We start from the raw sequence: 17,585 nt of genomic DNA on the forward strand, positions 1-17,585 counted from the left end.
ATTTACTGTTTGGAGGTTTTTGGATATCTGTTTTTAGGATTATAATTTTTCCATTCTTGTTTATCAAAGATGTTACTATGAGGAACAAACTCTCCATTTTCCCAAAACTTTAGATTTTGCTTAACTTCATCAGTATCTTTATGGCGATATAACCAGCGTAATTCACTGGAGGTTATACTTTGGCCATAACCTTCTTTTGATACAACTGTACCAATATCTTTACCAATCGTATCAGTTAAAAAATGAACGGGTAATTTTCTATGCATTAATTGATATTCCAATCCCGCTTTACTTGTTTTTTTCCACATTTGTTGCCCTGTGTTTCCCATTGGATTTTCCTTAATTTTTTTAATAAGCTTATCATTTTTAACATCATATTTAGGGTGATTAGATAGAAACTCTTTAAATCCAATTGCACGATTGCCATCATGCAAATCTCTTTTTATACTTTCATCGTCAGAATATTCTTCTGGATTAGCAGGATTCCAAACAGCATTGGTAATATCATTCTGTGTCAGAATATTTGTCTTTTCCAGCTTTTTTCTATTAAGACGTTCTTTTAAGCTAGAAAATAATGCTTTTGAAGCCCCCGGTATTCTACTTTTGCGGCGAAATTTTAGGCTTGATAAAGCTGTATCTCTTGGTGAATCTAGGCCATATAAAATATCACCTGGCTTAAATTCTGTAATAAGTTTCTTTACTTTTTCTTTTTCTTTGACTTTATATATATTCATAACTATTCCTTAATTTTTTAATGGAATGGGTGATTTTTTAATGTTTTTTATAATCTTTGAAATTTCATATACCTACTCGGTTTCATGCTTAATAAAACCATGGGTTTTACGCTATCTAACTTATTGTTGCTTATTAACAAGAATTAGTGAATGAAACTAGACGTGATAACTTTAATTGTCATTTTATTTATGCCGATGTAATTATTTTGTTAAAACAAATCATATGTTATTTATTATTAATTTCATAATAGGATGGCTTATGATTCTTGTAGTCATTTTCGATATTTTTAAGTTGTTCATAAATTGACAAAACTTTATTGTATAGACATTCTCCTTCTTCCGTTAGTGTTAATCCTTGGCTTTTTCTGATAAAGAGTTTTACACCTAGTGAGAACTCCAGTTTTTTTAAACTTCGGCTAATTGGCGACTCTGTAATAAAAAGCTCCTTTGTTGCCTTGTTTATTGATTTATTTTTGGCTACAACAATAAAATTTGCTAAGTCTTTTGAAATAAACACCTGAACTCCTTTTTAAATTAAATAGGCTTTATTCCTGGCGTTGTAAAATTTTTAATAAATTGTTGTTTTTATATTTTTTAAAAAAGTTGATGCAGTGGTTTATCTTAATAAAATTCATTAGCCACACAATAATCATATATATGCATTAATATTTGTCAATAATTAATAATGCGACTGCCATATTTATCAGTATGAATTTAAAATGAAAATTCTTATTTAATATCAGAGGAATGCCATGATATAAGGCGGGTCAACCTTATTAATTATAAGTTTTATTTAAATATTATTGGATGAAATTTTACTGACTCCTGCTTTTTATTTCGTGGTTTTTTTAAAAGATAATAAATTAAATGCCCAAAAGATGATTATTTTCTATGTTTTTAATGTATATTCCATAATCATCAATTGTAATAACAATCTTGTTATCATTTAGCCAATGCGCAAAGATTTTATTAATGTCCTGAAGATATTTCTGATGGGTAATGCCCGATACAGACAGAGATATCGAAATTTCTTTTGAGTTATCTGTGTTCATAGCTTCTTTCTTCGTTAATAGTTCAACTTTGCTCAGGGCCAGCCTAATATTTTCTTCACGTTCTGATTCAGCCGCAGGTTGCTTTTGTAGTTCTGTAATTAATAATTCTCGCAAGGTATGGCTAATTGTTTCCGGATTGACGGATGTGGCCTGTTCCAAGGTGGAAGAAATGGTGCTTACCGGCGTTGCCGTATTCTGTTCATCAGTAAGGCTAATCGGTATTGTCACTGAGTAATTTAAAGAAAGTCGTGGGCGATTCCCCAGGGATTGCCAAAAACTGCCCAAACTGTTTAAACTTTCTTTCGGGGGAACAACCTGAGTATAAGCGCCAGGAATACCTGCCAGTTGGCGGTTATTAATCAGGGCATTCAAGACTTGCGACATGACTTGTATTGCCTGATTATCCGGTTGGCTATCCGGGCTATTGGGATCGGTTGCGGGTTTGCTTGATTCCCAATAGGTAATCAGATAATTACATTTAATATTGACCCAACCCGGCAATAATCTGCCTGAAGTGGCATTGAACACTCTGGATTCTGTTGAACGAAGCTGTAGATCTTCATGGATATCATAAAGAAAGACACTCACCATTGCGTCAGATTGCACGGTATCTAACTCAGGCAGGTCAAAACGGATTGCGATTTTTTTATCCAGATATTTTTCCAAAATTTCTTTCATTGCTTTATTGGCATCAATAACAGTTTGCATTTTTAACATAAAATGATCCTCTTGATATACTTTTAGGAAAAAGAGTGGGTCGTTGATACATTTAATTTTTAGTTCTACTTATTTTTATGGGGTTTTAAATATCAATCTGCCCACTTTATCTAATTCTCGTGTTAATGCTGTTTCAATATGATTATTATTCACTTCTTTATAGTTGTTCTCTGCGGCAAAAAGCGAAGACAATAAAGCAATATTCCGAATATTTGCTCCTGTTATACCTGCCCGTTGGGCTAATTTATCAAAATCCACATCTTGGGAAATCGGTATATTTTCAGGCCAGATTGCTTGCCACATTTTTTTGCGGAGAATTTCATCTGGGTAAGTAAAACGAGTAATAAAGGTAAAACGGCGATTAAAGGCGTTATCCAAATGGCTGCGATTATTCGTGGATAAAATAACTAAACCAGGATAATTTTCCAGCCGTTGCAACAAGTAAGAGACTTCAATATTTGCGTGCCTGTCTTGAGCATCTTTGGTTTCACTGCGTTTACCAAACAGTGCATCTGCTTCATCAAAGAATAAAACACCGGCATCCTGTTCTGCCAAATCGAATATACGGGATAAGTTTTTCTCGGTTTCACCGATATATTTATTCACGACGGTGGCTAAATCCACTTTGATTAAATCAACGCCAATACAATTGGCAATCACTTCTGCCGCCATGGTTTTTCCTGTTCCAGAATCACCATAAAACAGGGCGCTGATACCCGTCCCATAACCAATTTTGTCTTTAAAACCTTCTGCAAGAACGTGTTCCCGATATTTAATTGCTGTGAGTATTTCTTGTATTTGTTGAGCAATATCATCGGATACCAATAAATCTTTTAATGAACGTTTAGGCGTGATCCGCTGTGCCAATTGACCAAAATTTTGTTGGGCGCGTAAATTGAGCGCTTGATGGATATCGCATTGCTGCAAAATATCCAAAGGATTTCGTTGTTGTTGGTAAAGTTGGGCTTCCTGCAAAATCAATGGCAGGGTTTCAGGATTAAAGGTGTAACGCTGGCTTAAGGACATTGCGTCAATATTATTTGCGCAGTGATTGGGTAATTGCGCCGTCAATAGATTCGTTTTTTCCTTCAGGGTCAGAATGGGCATTTCTACCAATAATGTTGATAATTTTCTCAACCAGACCAGTGGGGAAGAGGGTTCAATTAAGCATACCACTCTTAATTCAGGTTGCTGCAATAATGCCGACAGCGGTTCCAGTAGCTGTTTATTCTGTTCAACGAATAAGCAAAAATTTCGCAGCAATAAGCAGGCTCCGCGCATGCGAATTTCCCGCAAAATGCGCTTCATTCGGGAAAGCAGGGCGCTATTATCATTGTCAGCCAATTTGGCGATATCTACTGCCAATGTTTGTCGCTCTTCTGAGGCCATGATATTGGCAACGGCATAAGCTCTGGCACTGCCGGCATTGCCCTTTAATAAGATAATGGAGCGAATATCATCGTGGTCAGATAACAACGCATTATTGAGTAATTGCTTTAATTGGGGTGGATAATAACCATTCTCTATAGGTGGTAACCACTCAGAATAATATTCTAAGTCAGGCGTAATAGGGTGATGCCCCAGTAAAAAATGATACACACTGTTATCAGTGATAAAAGGTGTTTGGATCCAGGATAATACTTTTTGATGGCTCTCAATGGATAATAGCCGGCAGTTAATCAGAGGAGAACAATGCAGGAAACTGGCTTGTTGTGCCTGCTTCTCCGACATTGAGTGACAAAATAGTTCCAGTGCCAGCGTAAAAGAAGGAAGCCGGGCTTGTTGTTCTCCTTGGATGAGCGCAAACAGTTGATAGTATCGGCTATCAAAATGGGGAAGTAGGCCTAACAGCAACACATCTCTTTCAAAATCAGTCAGTTCAAAACGATCAATTAAATCAGTCAGCCGGGAAGCTACAGAAGTGACGGTTTGCGGTATTGCCAGATAATCATCATTGAACCAGTGAGGTTTACCCTTGGGGTTATCTAATCTGGCGATAATATCTTCTTCATTTAGCAGGAATTCATCAAGACGTTCATCTTGTTGGATGGAGATGCAATGGAGATGATATTGAAGAACGAGATCGATACGTTCCAGTTGGCTCAATAAAAACGCTAAATTAGCGTCATTATTCTGCTGAAATAAATTAGGGAAAATAGATGCTGTATTCATATAGTTTACTCAGGCTATTTATACCCAATGAATTTCAAGATGCATCGTAGCGGCCAATGAGTCAGCCAATAAAGAAGCAATTTGAAAGGCAAAGGATGTAGGATGTTTGATAGTTTTTTATGACTATAACCATGTTGTCATGACGGGCTGTTCCAACCAGCTAAAGCGGGCTATATTTATTGGCCACGGCCAATTGTTTATCAGTGCATCATAAACTTCGGATTTAATATGGATATTGGTTAATCCATTTAATTCACTCAATTCCCCGGAACGTTGTAAAAATAAATGCCGCACATCATTTATCCCCATTTTTTTCCAGTTCGGAAGTTGTACGAGCGTTTTTTCCAGCCATTGGTTGATAGCAATTTGTTGTTCTGGCTCAGGTGCGCGCCATAGCGCATCATCATGTATGGATAGCCCGCACAGTATTTTATTGAGGGTCAATCGCCATGCCGGTATTTCCTCTTCAGCCCAAATCATCCAATCCAATAAACAGACCGCCACTCTTTGCGCTTCAAGGCTGATAAATTGTTTTTCCTTCAATAAATCAAAGGTGCGGAAAAATGTTGGCAATAACGGCCATAAAAGCATACAGCCGGCATTACTGATGGGTAAAACAGATTGTACTGATGGCGTTTGAATCCCATTATTAGGTTGTTTGAATGACATGTGCGCTGACAATGCGGATTTCGGCAATTCTTTGTGTGATTTCTTGTGCTGTAGAATTGTTGGGTTTTGTTTTAATTCCCCCTTTATCAAACCATAACGCTGCTGTAGGGGAGCCGGTTGCTGATTGATTTTTATGGAGTGGGGTGTAACTGGCGGTATTGTATCTATTGGTATATGGATTTTATGAACAGCCTGTTTTAATTGATGGTTTTCATCCTGATGGATACTGACTGTTGATGTTTTCTTAATTTTAGTTTGTGATAACTTTTTTGTTTGCGTATGGGATTCACTATTATCCGGTTGTAATGAATTAACATAATTTTCTGCAATACCATTCTCTGGTATTTGTTTGTGTTGAATTTTTGGAGCTGTTTTTATTTTCGCATGCGTTTCATTACTAGTTGGTTTTGATAAATTAATGTTATTCTCAATAATATTATTCTCTGATGCCCACTTGTTTTGCGTGCTCATGAGGGTTTTCGTTTGTGTATGGTTTTGATCAATATCCGGTTTTATTGCATGACTGCTATTTCCTGAAATGCCGTTCTCCGGCATCCGCCTGTTTTGCGTTCTCAACGTAGTTTCTGTTTGCGCATGGATGCCGCTGTTAGCCGGTTTTAATGGATGGCGGCTATTTTCTACAATATCGTTCTCCGGTATTCGTTTATTTTGCGTTCTCAGTGTGGTTTCTGTTCGTGTATGAATGTCATTATTATCCGGTTTTAATGAATGACCGTTATTTTCTTTAATGTCGTGCTCCGGCATTCGTTTATTTTCTGTTTTCAGTGTGGTTTCTGTTGGTGTATGAATAGCATTATTCTCCGTTTTTAATGAATGATTGGTATTTTTCATCATTCCTTTTTTCGATGCCGGTTTGGTTCCAGTTTGTAATGTGAATTTTTTTTGTGTGTTATTTGCATAATTTGCCTGATGTTTCAGATAATATTTTGCAGATAATTTCAATTTTTCTGGAGTCACACCTTCATCTTTGATTGCTGGCTTATCAATAAGTTGGGGGCTTTTTATTGCCTCGGAAAATAAATTGAAAAGTATGTGGAGAACATCGGCTTGGCAGATTTTAATTAATCGACTTAGCTTCTCGGGTTGTAAACAATGGTTAGCTAGCATGGGAAGCCACTGCTGTGGTTGAAGGTTGATTTCTTCCAACAACCAATAACTAAATTCAGAGTTGCTTACCTGTTGCCATAAAATAGGTGAGTCCCAGTTGCCATGATTCAAATAGTTATCGACACTATTTAATGTGAATTTTTCTGGATCTAACGTATTGGATACATTGAGATCACGCTTAATTATCGATGAAATATCATTTTTATCCCCGTTATCCTTCAGATTACCTCTTTGTTGGTTGCAATCGTTCACTCCAGTAGCACGGCTATCTATTCCATCTGTGCTATTTATTCTCAGGAAATGATGCGTGGTTTTTGTTTCCCATTGAAATTTGGCCTTTGGCGGTACAAATTCGTCTCTGGTGAAGTTGTCACTCCCTTGCTGCCTCGATACATCCCGAAGTTCATAAGGTATAGTTTTAGCTTTTCTTGAGGTGAATAAGTTACGGTCAGCATTCTGTTTCATGCTTTCTGTGAATTCATGGGTCTTATTTCTTAATTCTCTTTCCAATCGCCAAATAAATTGTTGTTCAAAATTTTCTAACGCTATCTCTCCAAGATCTAAAACTATTTTTGTTAATGATAGATCATTGTTCTGTCTTGCCCATTTTTCCACTTCTTCATTAATTAAATGACGCAGTTTACGTTTAAATAAAGCAGAGCATTTTTCAATTATCTTATTGCTGTGATGTTTCTCTGTTTCAAGTGATATTGATAATTTGTCAATGACACCCTTGAGATTTTCTTTGTGGTTTCTTTCCAAGACAGTTGTCCCTTTACATGCTATGAATATGTTCAATGGGCGATAAATAGCGACGCCCATTGTGAAAGAATTAAGACTTCATAATAAATGCCAATATGTAATAGGGTGGGACTATATCGACTTGATGTGTATGGGCCGGCAGCGTCGTTGATGCAGTATGATCATGGCCTTCTGAACTGCCTGTTGAACTGGTGTACGGCCACCAGTGATTATAATTAACCGATCTGATCCAGGGTTCTTCTGTAGTATTATATATTATGCGATAGTGGTTAAGATCCTTGTTATTAATTTCATCGTTCAGGTCATTATTTAATACAGCACTGTATCGTAATCCTGTGTTTTCAGTGAATCCACCACCTTGTATGTGTTTATGCTTTGGTATTTGTTTTATATTTAATTGGGTTTCATTGACTCTAACATCCATTTTTTTAGTTGAGTTCTCGTTGCTATTGACGACAAAAGATTTCGCATTACTTTGCCCTGTAGCTGTTTTTCCATTAGTGCCATCGATATTTGCAATAGTTCCCCCTAATATAAATCTATCTATTAGATTAGGCGTGCCTTTAGTGCCATCGCATAATAACCAGCCTTGTGGTATTGCCGAGCCTGAAAACATAACAATCATACCCTTGGGTAATACAGTATTAGGATCAATGGCAACTTGATCATTGTCTATCTTAATACCGTGGCCCGTTTTAATACGAATGCCTGATGAACTATTACCGATACCGCCATTGGCATGAAGATGAACTTCTAGACCATTACCAACGGTAATTCCTCTTCCTGCCTTAACTTTTATGCCGGCACTATCTACTGTAATGGTTGAATCCGCGGGGGTCGCTTCCAATGCACCCTCTGAGTTAAATGCTATTCCGTCGCCCGGTTTTATGGCAATGCCATTGGCATCAACAACTAAGCCTTTGTTCGCCGCCAATTTTACCGCAACACTTTGAGAATAAACGGTAATGCCATGCCCCTGACCCACCGATATTCCATCACTTTTATTCGTCAGGCCACGGCCCAGACTGACCGATAAAATATCTTGTTCCAGTTTTAATGGAGAAGAATTATTGTGGTCAATGATACCCATTTTTAAATTCAGAGTGCCATCATCACCCAGCGTTAATCCTGTTCCCGGGCCATTTTGTTGTGGTGCCAGACCACAGGCTTTGCGCCCGACATCGGCAATATCAATTAATTGGCTGAAATCAATTTGTAAAGGAATACTTCCTTCTTTGAATTTATATTTCAGTTTATCCGTTTCAGGCCCAATACCTTTTTCATTAGATAATGCTTGTTGCGTTTGTATTCTTGCAGAATAAAGCGTCTCTTTCATGGTTAACTCCATAAAATTTAGTAAATATAAAATATTGCGGTAGGTGTTTTTATTTGTTCTCTTTAGGAACGTAGAATAATTCGTTTTGAATTATTTTTTCGGTATTCCACTGATCATTATTTTTACCGACAACTTCCTCTCTCTGATATGGTGTGGCAATCCGCATTGTTCCTATTCCTTTTAAAGCAGCAGGTAATTTGCCTAATGTTAATTTTTCCAGAATAGAGTAGGCTGCATCCCCCAATGGAGCACCATTATTTTGCCAGCGTTGATACGTATTGCCGAAATTGAAAAATGCCTCTTGATCCATCCAGTGAATAATCATGGCGGTATGGGCAGGAAATTCGGTCAGCATCGTTTCTTTAATCCATGCCTCCAATTTATAGAGATCAACACCGGAGATTTTAATTAACTCAATGTTGACTACAACACTAATCACGAATGAAAAACGGTCTGTCTTTTCATATTTTTCACCTGAAAAATGCCAACTGTATTCCCAGGCTTCTTCAGGGGCAGGAAATTTCAATGTCGAATTATCTTGGCGTTCAATAATTAAAGTGCCTTTGATGCGGTCAAAGCTGACGACTTTGGCATACAATTTTTCTGCTTTATCTGCATATGCCAATGTGGCATTGGCTATTCCTAATTTCTGATTCAGGGTAATTTCATTGCCTACTGCAATCAGGGAAGGGAAAGGGGTCTGCGCGGTGCGGGACAGACGCCGCTGATTTTCAGGTAATGGATTACCATTTTGGGACTGGTCGCCATCGTAGGTTAAGCGGTAGTCCATATCTTCCATCCAGACCCTGCTGTTTTGCCAGAACAATTTTTTTGCTTTGGCTGCGGCCATTACCCGTTCCAGATTGTATTCCAGTTGGGTGCTATTCCCCACATCCAGCCAAAACTGATCCCCTTCGGTTTTGGTTATCATTTGGCTATATATTGTAAATTGATTTAGGTTCTGCTCGCCTTCATAGATAACTAAATTGATCACTTGCCCTTGTGTCAATTTACCCTTAATACCCGCTTGCTTAATGACTACATAATGTTGATTAGTTTGGTTCTCTTCTGCCACTGAATCGGGTTTCTGTTCTTTATCAAATTGGTTGTTGGGCCTGATTGGCAGCAATGCCCGATGCTCTACCAGATAAAACGGCAGCTTACTCAGATCAGGTTCTGGCTTAAATAGTTCACCGCCTAATCCCATGCGAGCCGCAATACGCTTCTGTAGTGACGATACTTGATCAATCTGAATATTGGCACGGTGATAAGTCAATATCGGTTGCTGGGCCAGATAACCTTGTTGTATGGCACGAAACTCATTGATGTCGCTAGTAAAGGTGCGGGGTGCCCGCTGAGTGCCAAAGTATCCGAGCAGGTAATTGACAATATCCAATTCATGATCGCTATCGTGCGCAATTTGTTTGAGCAGTTCCTTTAATGTCGAAGCATAATTTTGATGAACATGATTGCTGACAGAATCCGGCTTAAACGGCCATTGATCGCCCCAAACTTCATATCCTTCACGCTTAAAGGACAGCAACTTGGGCAGCATGGCAATTTGTTGGCAGCTACAGGCTAAGAGCTGTTCAAATGGCAGCATAAATCGATGAAGTGACTTCAGTCGTTGGTCATCCCCATTGTTTGATAGTTGGTTATCTTGGTTTTCTGATAAAGGCTGTTGTAGCTCGTAGCAAGCGGGCAACGTATCGCTGACGGGATAATAGCGGCCTACATCGCGGTGTTTCCCGTAAGCGAGTATCACTGGTTTATTTTGGATCAGGGGGCGATCGGGTAAATTGTCGCGAATCTGATTTTCATTGACCGTAGCGCGAAGCCCGCCTTTGGTGATGACTCGCAGCGGGCCATCATGCTGTGCCAATTGGTGAAGCGGATCTTGCCCCCACAGACGAGGGTAATAACCTTTTTTAATTGACCATGACCAGCTATCTTGGTTAACCGGTTCAATTAAGTTTTTATCAGCGCTGTCAGCTAGACTCAGGTGGTTAATACTCTGAATGCCTTTAATCTCCAGCAGCTTATTAACCAAACGGCTAAGATTGAGGGTAAGCCGATTGGTATAATCACGAACTGCCGGCAGTTCAGGTATCCAGCCATGTTTTAATTGCGGCCCTTCAAAAATTTCATCATTGCGCAATCCTGCATTTTGCAGTGTTTCAGTAGGGTAACGTTGTGCCTCAGGCATCAAGTATTGCTCTGCTGTGCTATAGACGGCAGCAAAAATACCCGCGACATTTTGCACATCGTCATCCAGTTCGATCTCCAGCAATAGCGGGAAATCAACCGGCTTTGTCCAGATAATTTGGCTGACAGATTCACCAATATTGCGATTCTTGGTTAAAAAATCAGTTAATTGCTGGGTGGCATGGTTCAAATTTGCCTGAGTGCGACGGGTTGGTTCCAGATAAAGCCAGTAATTTCCCCGCAGCGTAAATTTTTTCGCATCCTGGCTACTGGCGAAGCTATATTCCCTTTTGGCGGCATCATACCAATAGGTATAACGTTGCGTTTCCGGTTCACGGACTAATTGCACGTTACGGAACAGAAAATCCCCTTTATCCTGTTCTGCTTTCGATTTTCCTTTTGTCCAGTCGCTACTATGTAAATCCAGCAGCGCTTTTCGATAATCAGCGGTAGTGATGGGGCCACATGTCAGTGTATTGTGAGGGCCAAATTCGGCAGGGAAAATGCCGTCTTGCTGTTGCTGCTTATCGGGGGCAGGGGTCAGTAAATCTGTTAAGGGAAGGGTATGGCGGTACGACAAATCTGACACGCCGTAGCTGAACGCTTCCAGAAACGTTATGCCGGGATCATGTTCCGCAGTGTCACTCCAGAGTTTTCCTGCTTGTTGCTCAACGACCTGATGAGCCTGTTCCAGCAAGGTATCAAAGTGAATATCGTCTTTCACTTTGTGAAACAGTACATCTTGATTACTCATAGCGATTTCCTCAGTGTTATAGCTTGTCACCTGCTTCCCAGACTAAGATCAGCACTTCATTATCTTTGGCTTCTACTGATGTGGTGATATCACTGTCTTGAGTCGCATCCGACCGATGCAATGCCAGACGGATGACTCGCTCAACCAAGGGTTGCTGTTGAATGGTCGCCAGCAACTGATAATAACTTATGCTGTTATGCAACATCACCGGACGTTGCTCGTCGATGCTCCAGGGCATGTATGTCTCACTGAGTCGCTGTCGTAGCTGGCGATAGCCAAAATCTTCGTTCACGTTTGGCTTAAAAATCACGTCGTAACTGATTTTCACATCAACGTATTTAGGATTGCTGATCTCAATCTCAGCCCAGGGCGAGCTTTTTTGCTGTAGCCATGTGGCCATTTCTTGCAGGCGTGCAGGGTTTAGTACCGGACGTAAAGGATCATCGCTGTCGTTGTATCGATTAGCCGGAATGATCGTGAGCTGTTGCTTTTCTAATGCAGGGACTCGGGTGAGTTCATCATTGCCGGGGTATTTAACATCAAAGATGCTGACATAACGCTCTTTTAACAGTGCAGCCATGTTGCCCCAAGTTAAGGCCCGGTTACGGTGGGACAGGTGTTGTGCTTCCCGCTTAAAAAAGTCAGTGTAGGATTCCTGTGCACGCCCATTCCATGATGCCCATGGTTGGTTGATTGACGCGACCATCATGATAGGAGCAACCGGGCGCTGAATAGTGCCTGCCGGTAATGGCGCCAAGAAATGGCTGTTACTGATGTTATCGGTATTCACCAATGTTGCTGTCATCGCGTTATAGCTCAGGCCATATAACCAAGGGTTTTCCCCCCACGAGCCTTTAGGTGTGGATAGGGCGGCGACAGCTTTCAACCAATAGTGCCCCGTTGGCATTTGGGTTGCCTGAGCAGAAGCATCTGCCGGCAGGGTAACTTGCCAGATGCCATCTTGATACAGATGTTGGGTTTCATCATTGACCCATGCATCCAGTGCAATCCATTGATTCTTTTTATTCAGGTAATACCAGGAAACTTTTTCCGGTTGCTGTGGCGATTTTAATTTCCAATATAATGATAGAGTTTGTCCCGGCTCGACGCCCGTGAAACCAAGATACAATGTGGGATATTCTTCCAGTGGCTCGATTTCAAGACCATAACCAAAGGGAGTGAGGTAATGTGTCTTGAATGAGGCTCCGACGATATTCTGTACTTTGAGGGCCGTTATCGTTGGCAAGGGTGAGCTGTTTTTTCCCTGTAACCGGAGTACAGGTTCATTGAAAATCAGGTTATCCAAATCCTCTGGCGCACGGGTTGCTGGCTCTGTATCTGCCAGTGTCAGTGTGATTTCTGTTCCTTTTCCTTTAGCAATCAAGGTTAGCCATTGATCTCCACTGCTGATTTGTGCCATCAGGTTTTGGCTGTGAACCTCTTTTTCAAAGGTAACCGTTATCTCTCTCGTTCCTTCTTCCATCGCCAGATGTTTTGACGTGATTAACACACCGCCCAGTACCTGTTTATCAAAATCCGTTTTGCTGAATAATCGTATTCCATCAGATGGTAATGATAACTGTGCCTGTGAATCCCAGGGCGCAGAGGTTATCCACTTATGTTTTTCTTTTTTACGTAGCCAATACAATTGACTGATATGGCCACGGTTCGCCAGTAAATTGGCGTCCAGTGCATATTGCAAGGCGTTGCCTTGTTCATCTTGCCCGGCTTCAAATAAGGTACCTTTCGTCAGCAATTGCTCTGTGACTGTGGTATTCAGTTCGACAGATAAGGCGACTTGATCAGGTTGCGCCGGGCGGGGCGATAATCCTAACAGCGCCCGGTAATAGAGATTGCGATGAGTTGCAGGTAAGGCATTAAATAAAGATATCGGTGTTTCCAATAATCGTAATATTGCCAATAGAAAAGCTTGGTGAGGCAATAATTCTCCATTGGCTTCAATTTTCCCTTGATACAATTCGGCAAGTTTGCCCGGCGTGTTATTCGCCATAAAGAAGAATTCATTCCAATGTTTGTCGTTCTCTTTATTAAAGGGAACTATTTTTGTGTAGGCTTCAATATATTGGAGTAATTGCAAACTGGTTCGATTATCTAATTTAAAATCGCTCATCGGTACCAAGTCTGACAATTTTTTATTTAACTTAGTTAGTTCCATGACATCACCTGTATGGCACAGCGATTCCTCTGTGAATAAAAGTTTATTCACACCATTTAATATGAATATTTTGATTCAGATAATGCGTTAATTTACGGTGGAAAAATTCTGTTGAGTAATAAAACTTCCTGTACCTAATGAAGGTGTCAGAATATCCGGTTGTGGCGGAATGACGGTATTATTCATGGCCGGAACTCGGGGTGTAAATATAGCCGTAAATCTTTTCCCTTTGATAATTAGGGCAGCGCCACTGGTACACTGAAGGGCCTGTTGACTGATATCCAACAGGCTGATGGTCAGAGTGCCAATTCCCGGTGTCATATGGATGATTGTGGTATAAGTCGCAGTTACCGTAACCCGTTTCTCATCACCTAGAATGCAAACTTTTTTGCCGTTAACCTGTGCATGGCCTGTGCCAATGATCTTGCCGGGGATGGGAATTTTCACCTGTCGATGCCCAAATTGAGGCTCAAACTGAAGTATGTCACCGTCTGTTACAATGGGGCCACTCATGAAGCCTCCAGTCTCTGGCCTTCATTCAGCGCCAGTGTTCCTTGGATCTGCTGGTGGATATCGCTTCCCCGCAGGCGATACATCACCTGCACTTGCAAAGCGCTCTTATTATTTGGCGACTGACGAACCTGAATATCGGTAATATCTGCCCGTGATTCATAACGCAATACGCTGTCATGAATATGGGACTCCATTTCCGCAAATAATTCGTTGCGGATATTTTCAAACATAAAATCATTTAATCCGCAGCCATAATTTTCGCGCATAAAGCGTTCCCCCGGTTCAGTTCTGAATAAGATGTGCAAACTCTGCCGCACATCTTCCGCGCCTTCGGCCATTTCTACCCCTTTTTCAAGGGTGAAGACGGGAGGGAACGCCCAACCACGACCATAGAGTTGTGTCAGTATTCGGTTTTCCATTATTCACCTTTTATTGGGTCAGATTAATTTTCCGGCCTTTGATCTCAACGCTATTTTTGCCAGAAATATTGAGTGATTTATCCATTTCGGCATTCATGGTTTGCGCTTTCAGCATGAATTCTTTTTTCGCTGTCAGCGAAATATCTTTATCCTGCTGGAGCATGATTTGATTTTCTCCCGCACTCATTTGAATGATTTTTTCTTTGCCATGAATCATGATTTGTTGTTGATTTTCTCCTTTTTTCACCACCAGAACTTTTTCCTGATTATCCTGAGTGGGTTCTAAAGGCGCTTTATTTTTCGGGTTGTGCATTGCTCCCAGAATGACCGGATAACGGGGATCGTTTTCAAAAAATCCGACAATCACTTCGTCACCGGGTTCAGGATAAAAACAGAAGCCGCTTTCATGGCTGGCGTAAGGTTTTCCCAATCTGGCCCACAAGAATTCATTCGGGCGATTCAGTACCGGCAGAATAATCGGAATGCGGTTCAGAGCCGCTTTATCCTGTTGATACTTGGCGACTGTCGCAATGTGCAATTCGGTGGCATCGGGCAGTATTGGCAGGTATTCCTGCTGTAATCCAATGCTCAACGTCGTTTCCCAATCAATTCGTCGGTTAAAATGATGGCGAACCGCAGTGATGTTTGCCGTGCCGTCCAATTGTGAACCAAATCCCGTCAATTGAACGTTGTCTCCCAATTGATAACGCCCATTACCTTTAAGCAGAAATTCGCCTGTCACACCAGAAATGCGCTGATTCAACAATAGCCCCTGTGCCAGATAGCCACTCTCTTGGGTGGTTAACGGGCTGCTGTAACGAATATCCCAGCCTGTTTTATTTAAAGAAGCTAACCGGTCAGGAGAGAGGGCGGCTTGGCCCAAGGCTATGCTGCTGTGGCGACCGCCTGATAATTCCTGTTGCTTGTTGATATCCCAACTACTGACTTCCAGCGAAGCAGGGTTAAGATGGTTATCAAATTGCCAACTGGCATCTTTGACGAGGATATCTTTTTCCTCATCTCCCCGGCTTTTCAGGATATGGATTGGTTTGGATTTCAGGGTGTCAGGTTGAATAAGGTGAGCACCTTCTGTTGTGGGTAACAGCCAGACGCCGGTGGCCGATAGCCGACACAGCAGAAAACGCCAGTCTGAACAACGAAATTGCACCATCTGCTCATGTTTTTGCTCCAATGCGGCGATCTGTCCAAAATGTGCTTTGATGCCTGCCTGATTCAATAACGTGTTCAGAATGTTTTTTTCGTTACTGGTTTTGAACAATTGTGAGTGCTGTGTATCTGCCATCAGTTGCAATCTATGTCGGACAACCAAAGTAAGCAACAGTTGATTATTTTTTATCTTCAACGAATTACGGGTGATTTGGCCGTTAAACAGCACCGATTTTTGGCCGCCGTCAATCAATTCCAAAAGCAGGGTTTTTCCTGTCTGACAAAGTGCCAGCTCTGCCTGTATATCTGGTTGATTGAAAGAAGAATGCGGCTTGTCCGGCAGACTGAGCTTCAGCGTTGCGGAAGGGATGCTGTTAACGCGGAAGTAGGTATCGACATCAACGGCAGCCAGCAAGGAGAGCGCCTTACCATCGGCAATGACGTTCAGTTGATGATTCATCAGGCATCTCCTCTGGTGGCCTGCAATATCTGGCCAGGTGCAAATCCGTTAAGATTATCCAACCCGTTTTGCGAGGCCAGCGTCAGGTAATCAACACCGCCAGACAGCGTTGAAGCTGTGCTGGCTGCCATCAGGGCCAGTGAAGCGCCATCCTGTACCCGCAAAGCGATTTGTGCGGGGGATTTCAGGTTTTGCTCTGTCTCTTGTATGACCAGACTTTCATCCGCCACCAGTGTCAGGATGACCCTTGCCCGTAAAGGCGTGGCATCGCGATCAAACAAAGTGTAATTCACCGACAACCCGGTCACTCTGCCGGAAAAATAACCGCGATTTTCCCAACGCATTTTTCCCCATTTGACTTGCAGGAATCGTGTTTCATTGCTGGTAGCGTCCACGCTGCACAACTGCTTGAGCTGCATTAATTGTGCTTCAACAGGGATTTTATTGTCCGGCATTGTGGCATCAAAAATCAGCTCAAGAGATAACCCTGCGGGCTTGGCTTGAATATAAATGCTGCTCTGTTTTTCGTTATTGATTGCCAGAGATTGTTGGTAATCCGTTTGGTAATCCAGTTGCAGGGAATCAGGGTTATACATGGCTTGGATCGTGCCGGCCTGTATTTTTCCTTCTCTGTCTTTAAAAGCATTAATCGTCAGCTTTGCTAAACCACGTTCAATTAAACTCATGGGCGCCATCCTTCCTCATCGCGTAATGCAGCCAGCACTTCGCGTTTAATTTTTTCAACGAAAACCGCCTCATCCAGACTTTCCTGAATCAACGAATGGCTTTGTTGAGCTGGGCCAGTTGGCTGTGTTGATGAAACCACTTTTGCCTGAATAACTAATTCTCTGATTTCAATGGTCATACTTTAACTCCCAGCCAGCACATATCCTGATAGCGCAGTTCGAGGGTATTCACCAGAATGGCATTGCTGTTTGCATCAAAGTCGCTGGTCTGCCAGCGTATCGGCAGGGCATTACTTAACGTCCAGCTGGATAGGGGCAGTGAATGTTCGTTTAGCAGCATAATCACGACATCCGCATAGACGATTGTTTCACCGCGCAGTACCCGATCAAATGCCACGGTCAGGGGAGAAACCGTCATCACGCCACGTTCCAGTGTTAGGGTGCCGTGCTGGATCTTTTCGGCCAAATAGTTATTGCGGGCGTTCTCACCACCTTGGCTGTGTTGGGTCACCTGAAGTTCCCGGCTCAGGCCGGAAATACGCTGAAACCGGATATCCAGTGGATTGGGAATGCCGTTAAAAATAAAACTCGCCATAAAACGGTGGGATACCACGGGGGTATAAAAATCGCTCATT

At 41.5% G+C, this 17,585-nt stretch carries 14 protein-coding genes; all 14 read right to left on the minus strand.

All coding sequences use genetic code 11. The features are described 5' to 3' along the window. Positions 1-2: 2 nt before the first annotated feature. Positions 3-734 carry a hypothetical protein gene (locus BM100_RS05175; RefSeq protein WP_092508617.1) on the minus strand — a complete coding sequence of 244 codons (732 nt, stop codon included), beginning with the start codon at positions 732-734 and terminating at the stop codon, positions 3-5. A gap of 226 nt (positions 735-960) precedes the next feature. After that, complete coding sequence (locus BM100_RS05180; RefSeq protein ID WP_092508619.1) at positions 961-1,251, minus strand: helix-turn-helix domain-containing protein; 291 nt, start codon at positions 1,249-1,251, stop codon at positions 961-963. Positions 1,252-1,597: 346 nt separating this feature from the next. After that, positions 1,598-2,503, minus strand: a complete 906-nt coding sequence (locus BM100_RS05185) for a Pvc16 family protein (RefSeq protein ID WP_092508621.1) — start codon at positions 2,501-2,503, stop codon at positions 1,598-1,600. Positions 2,504-2,578: 75 nt separating this feature from the next. Further along, positions 2,579-4,675: an ATP-binding protein gene (locus BM100_RS05190; protein WP_092508623.1), complete on the minus strand. Its 2,097-nt coding sequence runs from the start codon at positions 4,673-4,675 to the stop codon at positions 2,579-2,581. A gap of 123 nt (positions 4,676-4,798) precedes the next feature. Further along, positions 4,799-7,234, minus strand: coding sequence for a contractile injection system tape measure protein (locus BM100_RS05195; protein ID WP_092508625.1), 2,436 nt, complete (start codon positions 7,232-7,234; stop codon positions 4,799-4,801). A 70-nt stretch (positions 7,235-7,304) separates the two neighbouring features. After that, positions 7,305-8,570 (minus strand): tail fiber protein, encoded by a 1,266-nt coding sequence (locus tag BM100_RS22475; protein ID WP_169924662.1) that lies wholly within the window; start codon positions 8,568-8,570, stop codon positions 7,305-7,307. 49 nt (positions 8,571-8,619) lie between these two features. Continuing rightward, the gene (locus BM100_RS05205; protein ID WP_092508627.1) at positions 8,620-11,529 is read right to left on the minus strand and encodes a hypothetical protein; all 2,910 of its coding nucleotides are present in this window, start codon (positions 11,527-11,529) and stop codon (positions 8,620-8,622) included. Positions 11,530-11,545: 16 nt separating this feature from the next. Beyond that, on the minus strand, positions 11,546-13,705 hold the full coding sequence (locus BM100_RS05210) for a baseplate J/gp47 family protein (protein WP_092508629.1): 2,160 nt from the start codon (positions 13,703-13,705) through the stop codon (positions 11,546-11,548). A gap of 87 nt (positions 13,706-13,792) precedes the next feature. Beyond that, entirely contained in the window at positions 13,793-14,218 is a 426-nt protein-coding gene (locus tag BM100_RS05215; RefSeq protein WP_092508631.1) for a hypothetical protein, read from the minus strand. Then, a complete protein-coding gene (locus tag BM100_RS05220) occupies positions 14,215-14,637 on the minus strand; it encodes a GPW/gp25 family protein (RefSeq protein WP_092508633.1) in 423 nt (140 codons plus the stop codon). Before BM100_RS05220 ends, BM100_RS05215 begins: the two co-directional genes overlap by 4 nt. Positions 14,638-14,647: 10 nt before the next feature. After that, a complete protein-coding gene (locus tag BM100_RS05225; RefSeq protein WP_092508635.1) occupies positions 14,648-16,264 on the minus strand; it encodes a phage baseplate assembly protein V in 1,617 nt (538 codons plus the stop codon). Continuing rightward, complete coding sequence (locus tag BM100_RS05230; protein ID WP_092508637.1) at positions 16,264-16,950, minus strand: CIS tube protein; 687 nt, start codon at positions 16,948-16,950, stop codon at positions 16,264-16,266. The genes BM100_RS05225 and BM100_RS05230 overlap by 1 nt, the downstream gene beginning before the upstream one ends. After that, complete coding sequence (locus BM100_RS05235; RefSeq protein WP_092508639.1) at positions 16,947-17,129, minus strand: DUF5908 family protein; 183 nt, start codon at positions 17,127-17,129, stop codon at positions 16,947-16,949. Before BM100_RS05235 ends, BM100_RS05230 begins: the two co-directional genes overlap by 4 nt. After that, positions 17,126-17,584 carry a phage tail protein gene (locus tag BM100_RS05240; protein ID WP_092508641.1) on the minus strand — a complete coding sequence of 153 codons (459 nt, stop codon included), beginning with the start codon at positions 17,582-17,584 and terminating at the stop codon, positions 17,126-17,128. The genes BM100_RS05235 and BM100_RS05240 overlap by 4 nt, the downstream gene beginning before the upstream one ends. Position 17,585: the final 1 nt, after the last annotated feature.

The organism is Xenorhabdus mauleonii, from assembly GCF_900113945.1.
GTDB classification, from domain to species: Bacteria; Pseudomonadota; Gammaproteobacteria; order Enterobacterales; family Enterobacteriaceae; genus Xenorhabdus; species Xenorhabdus mauleonii.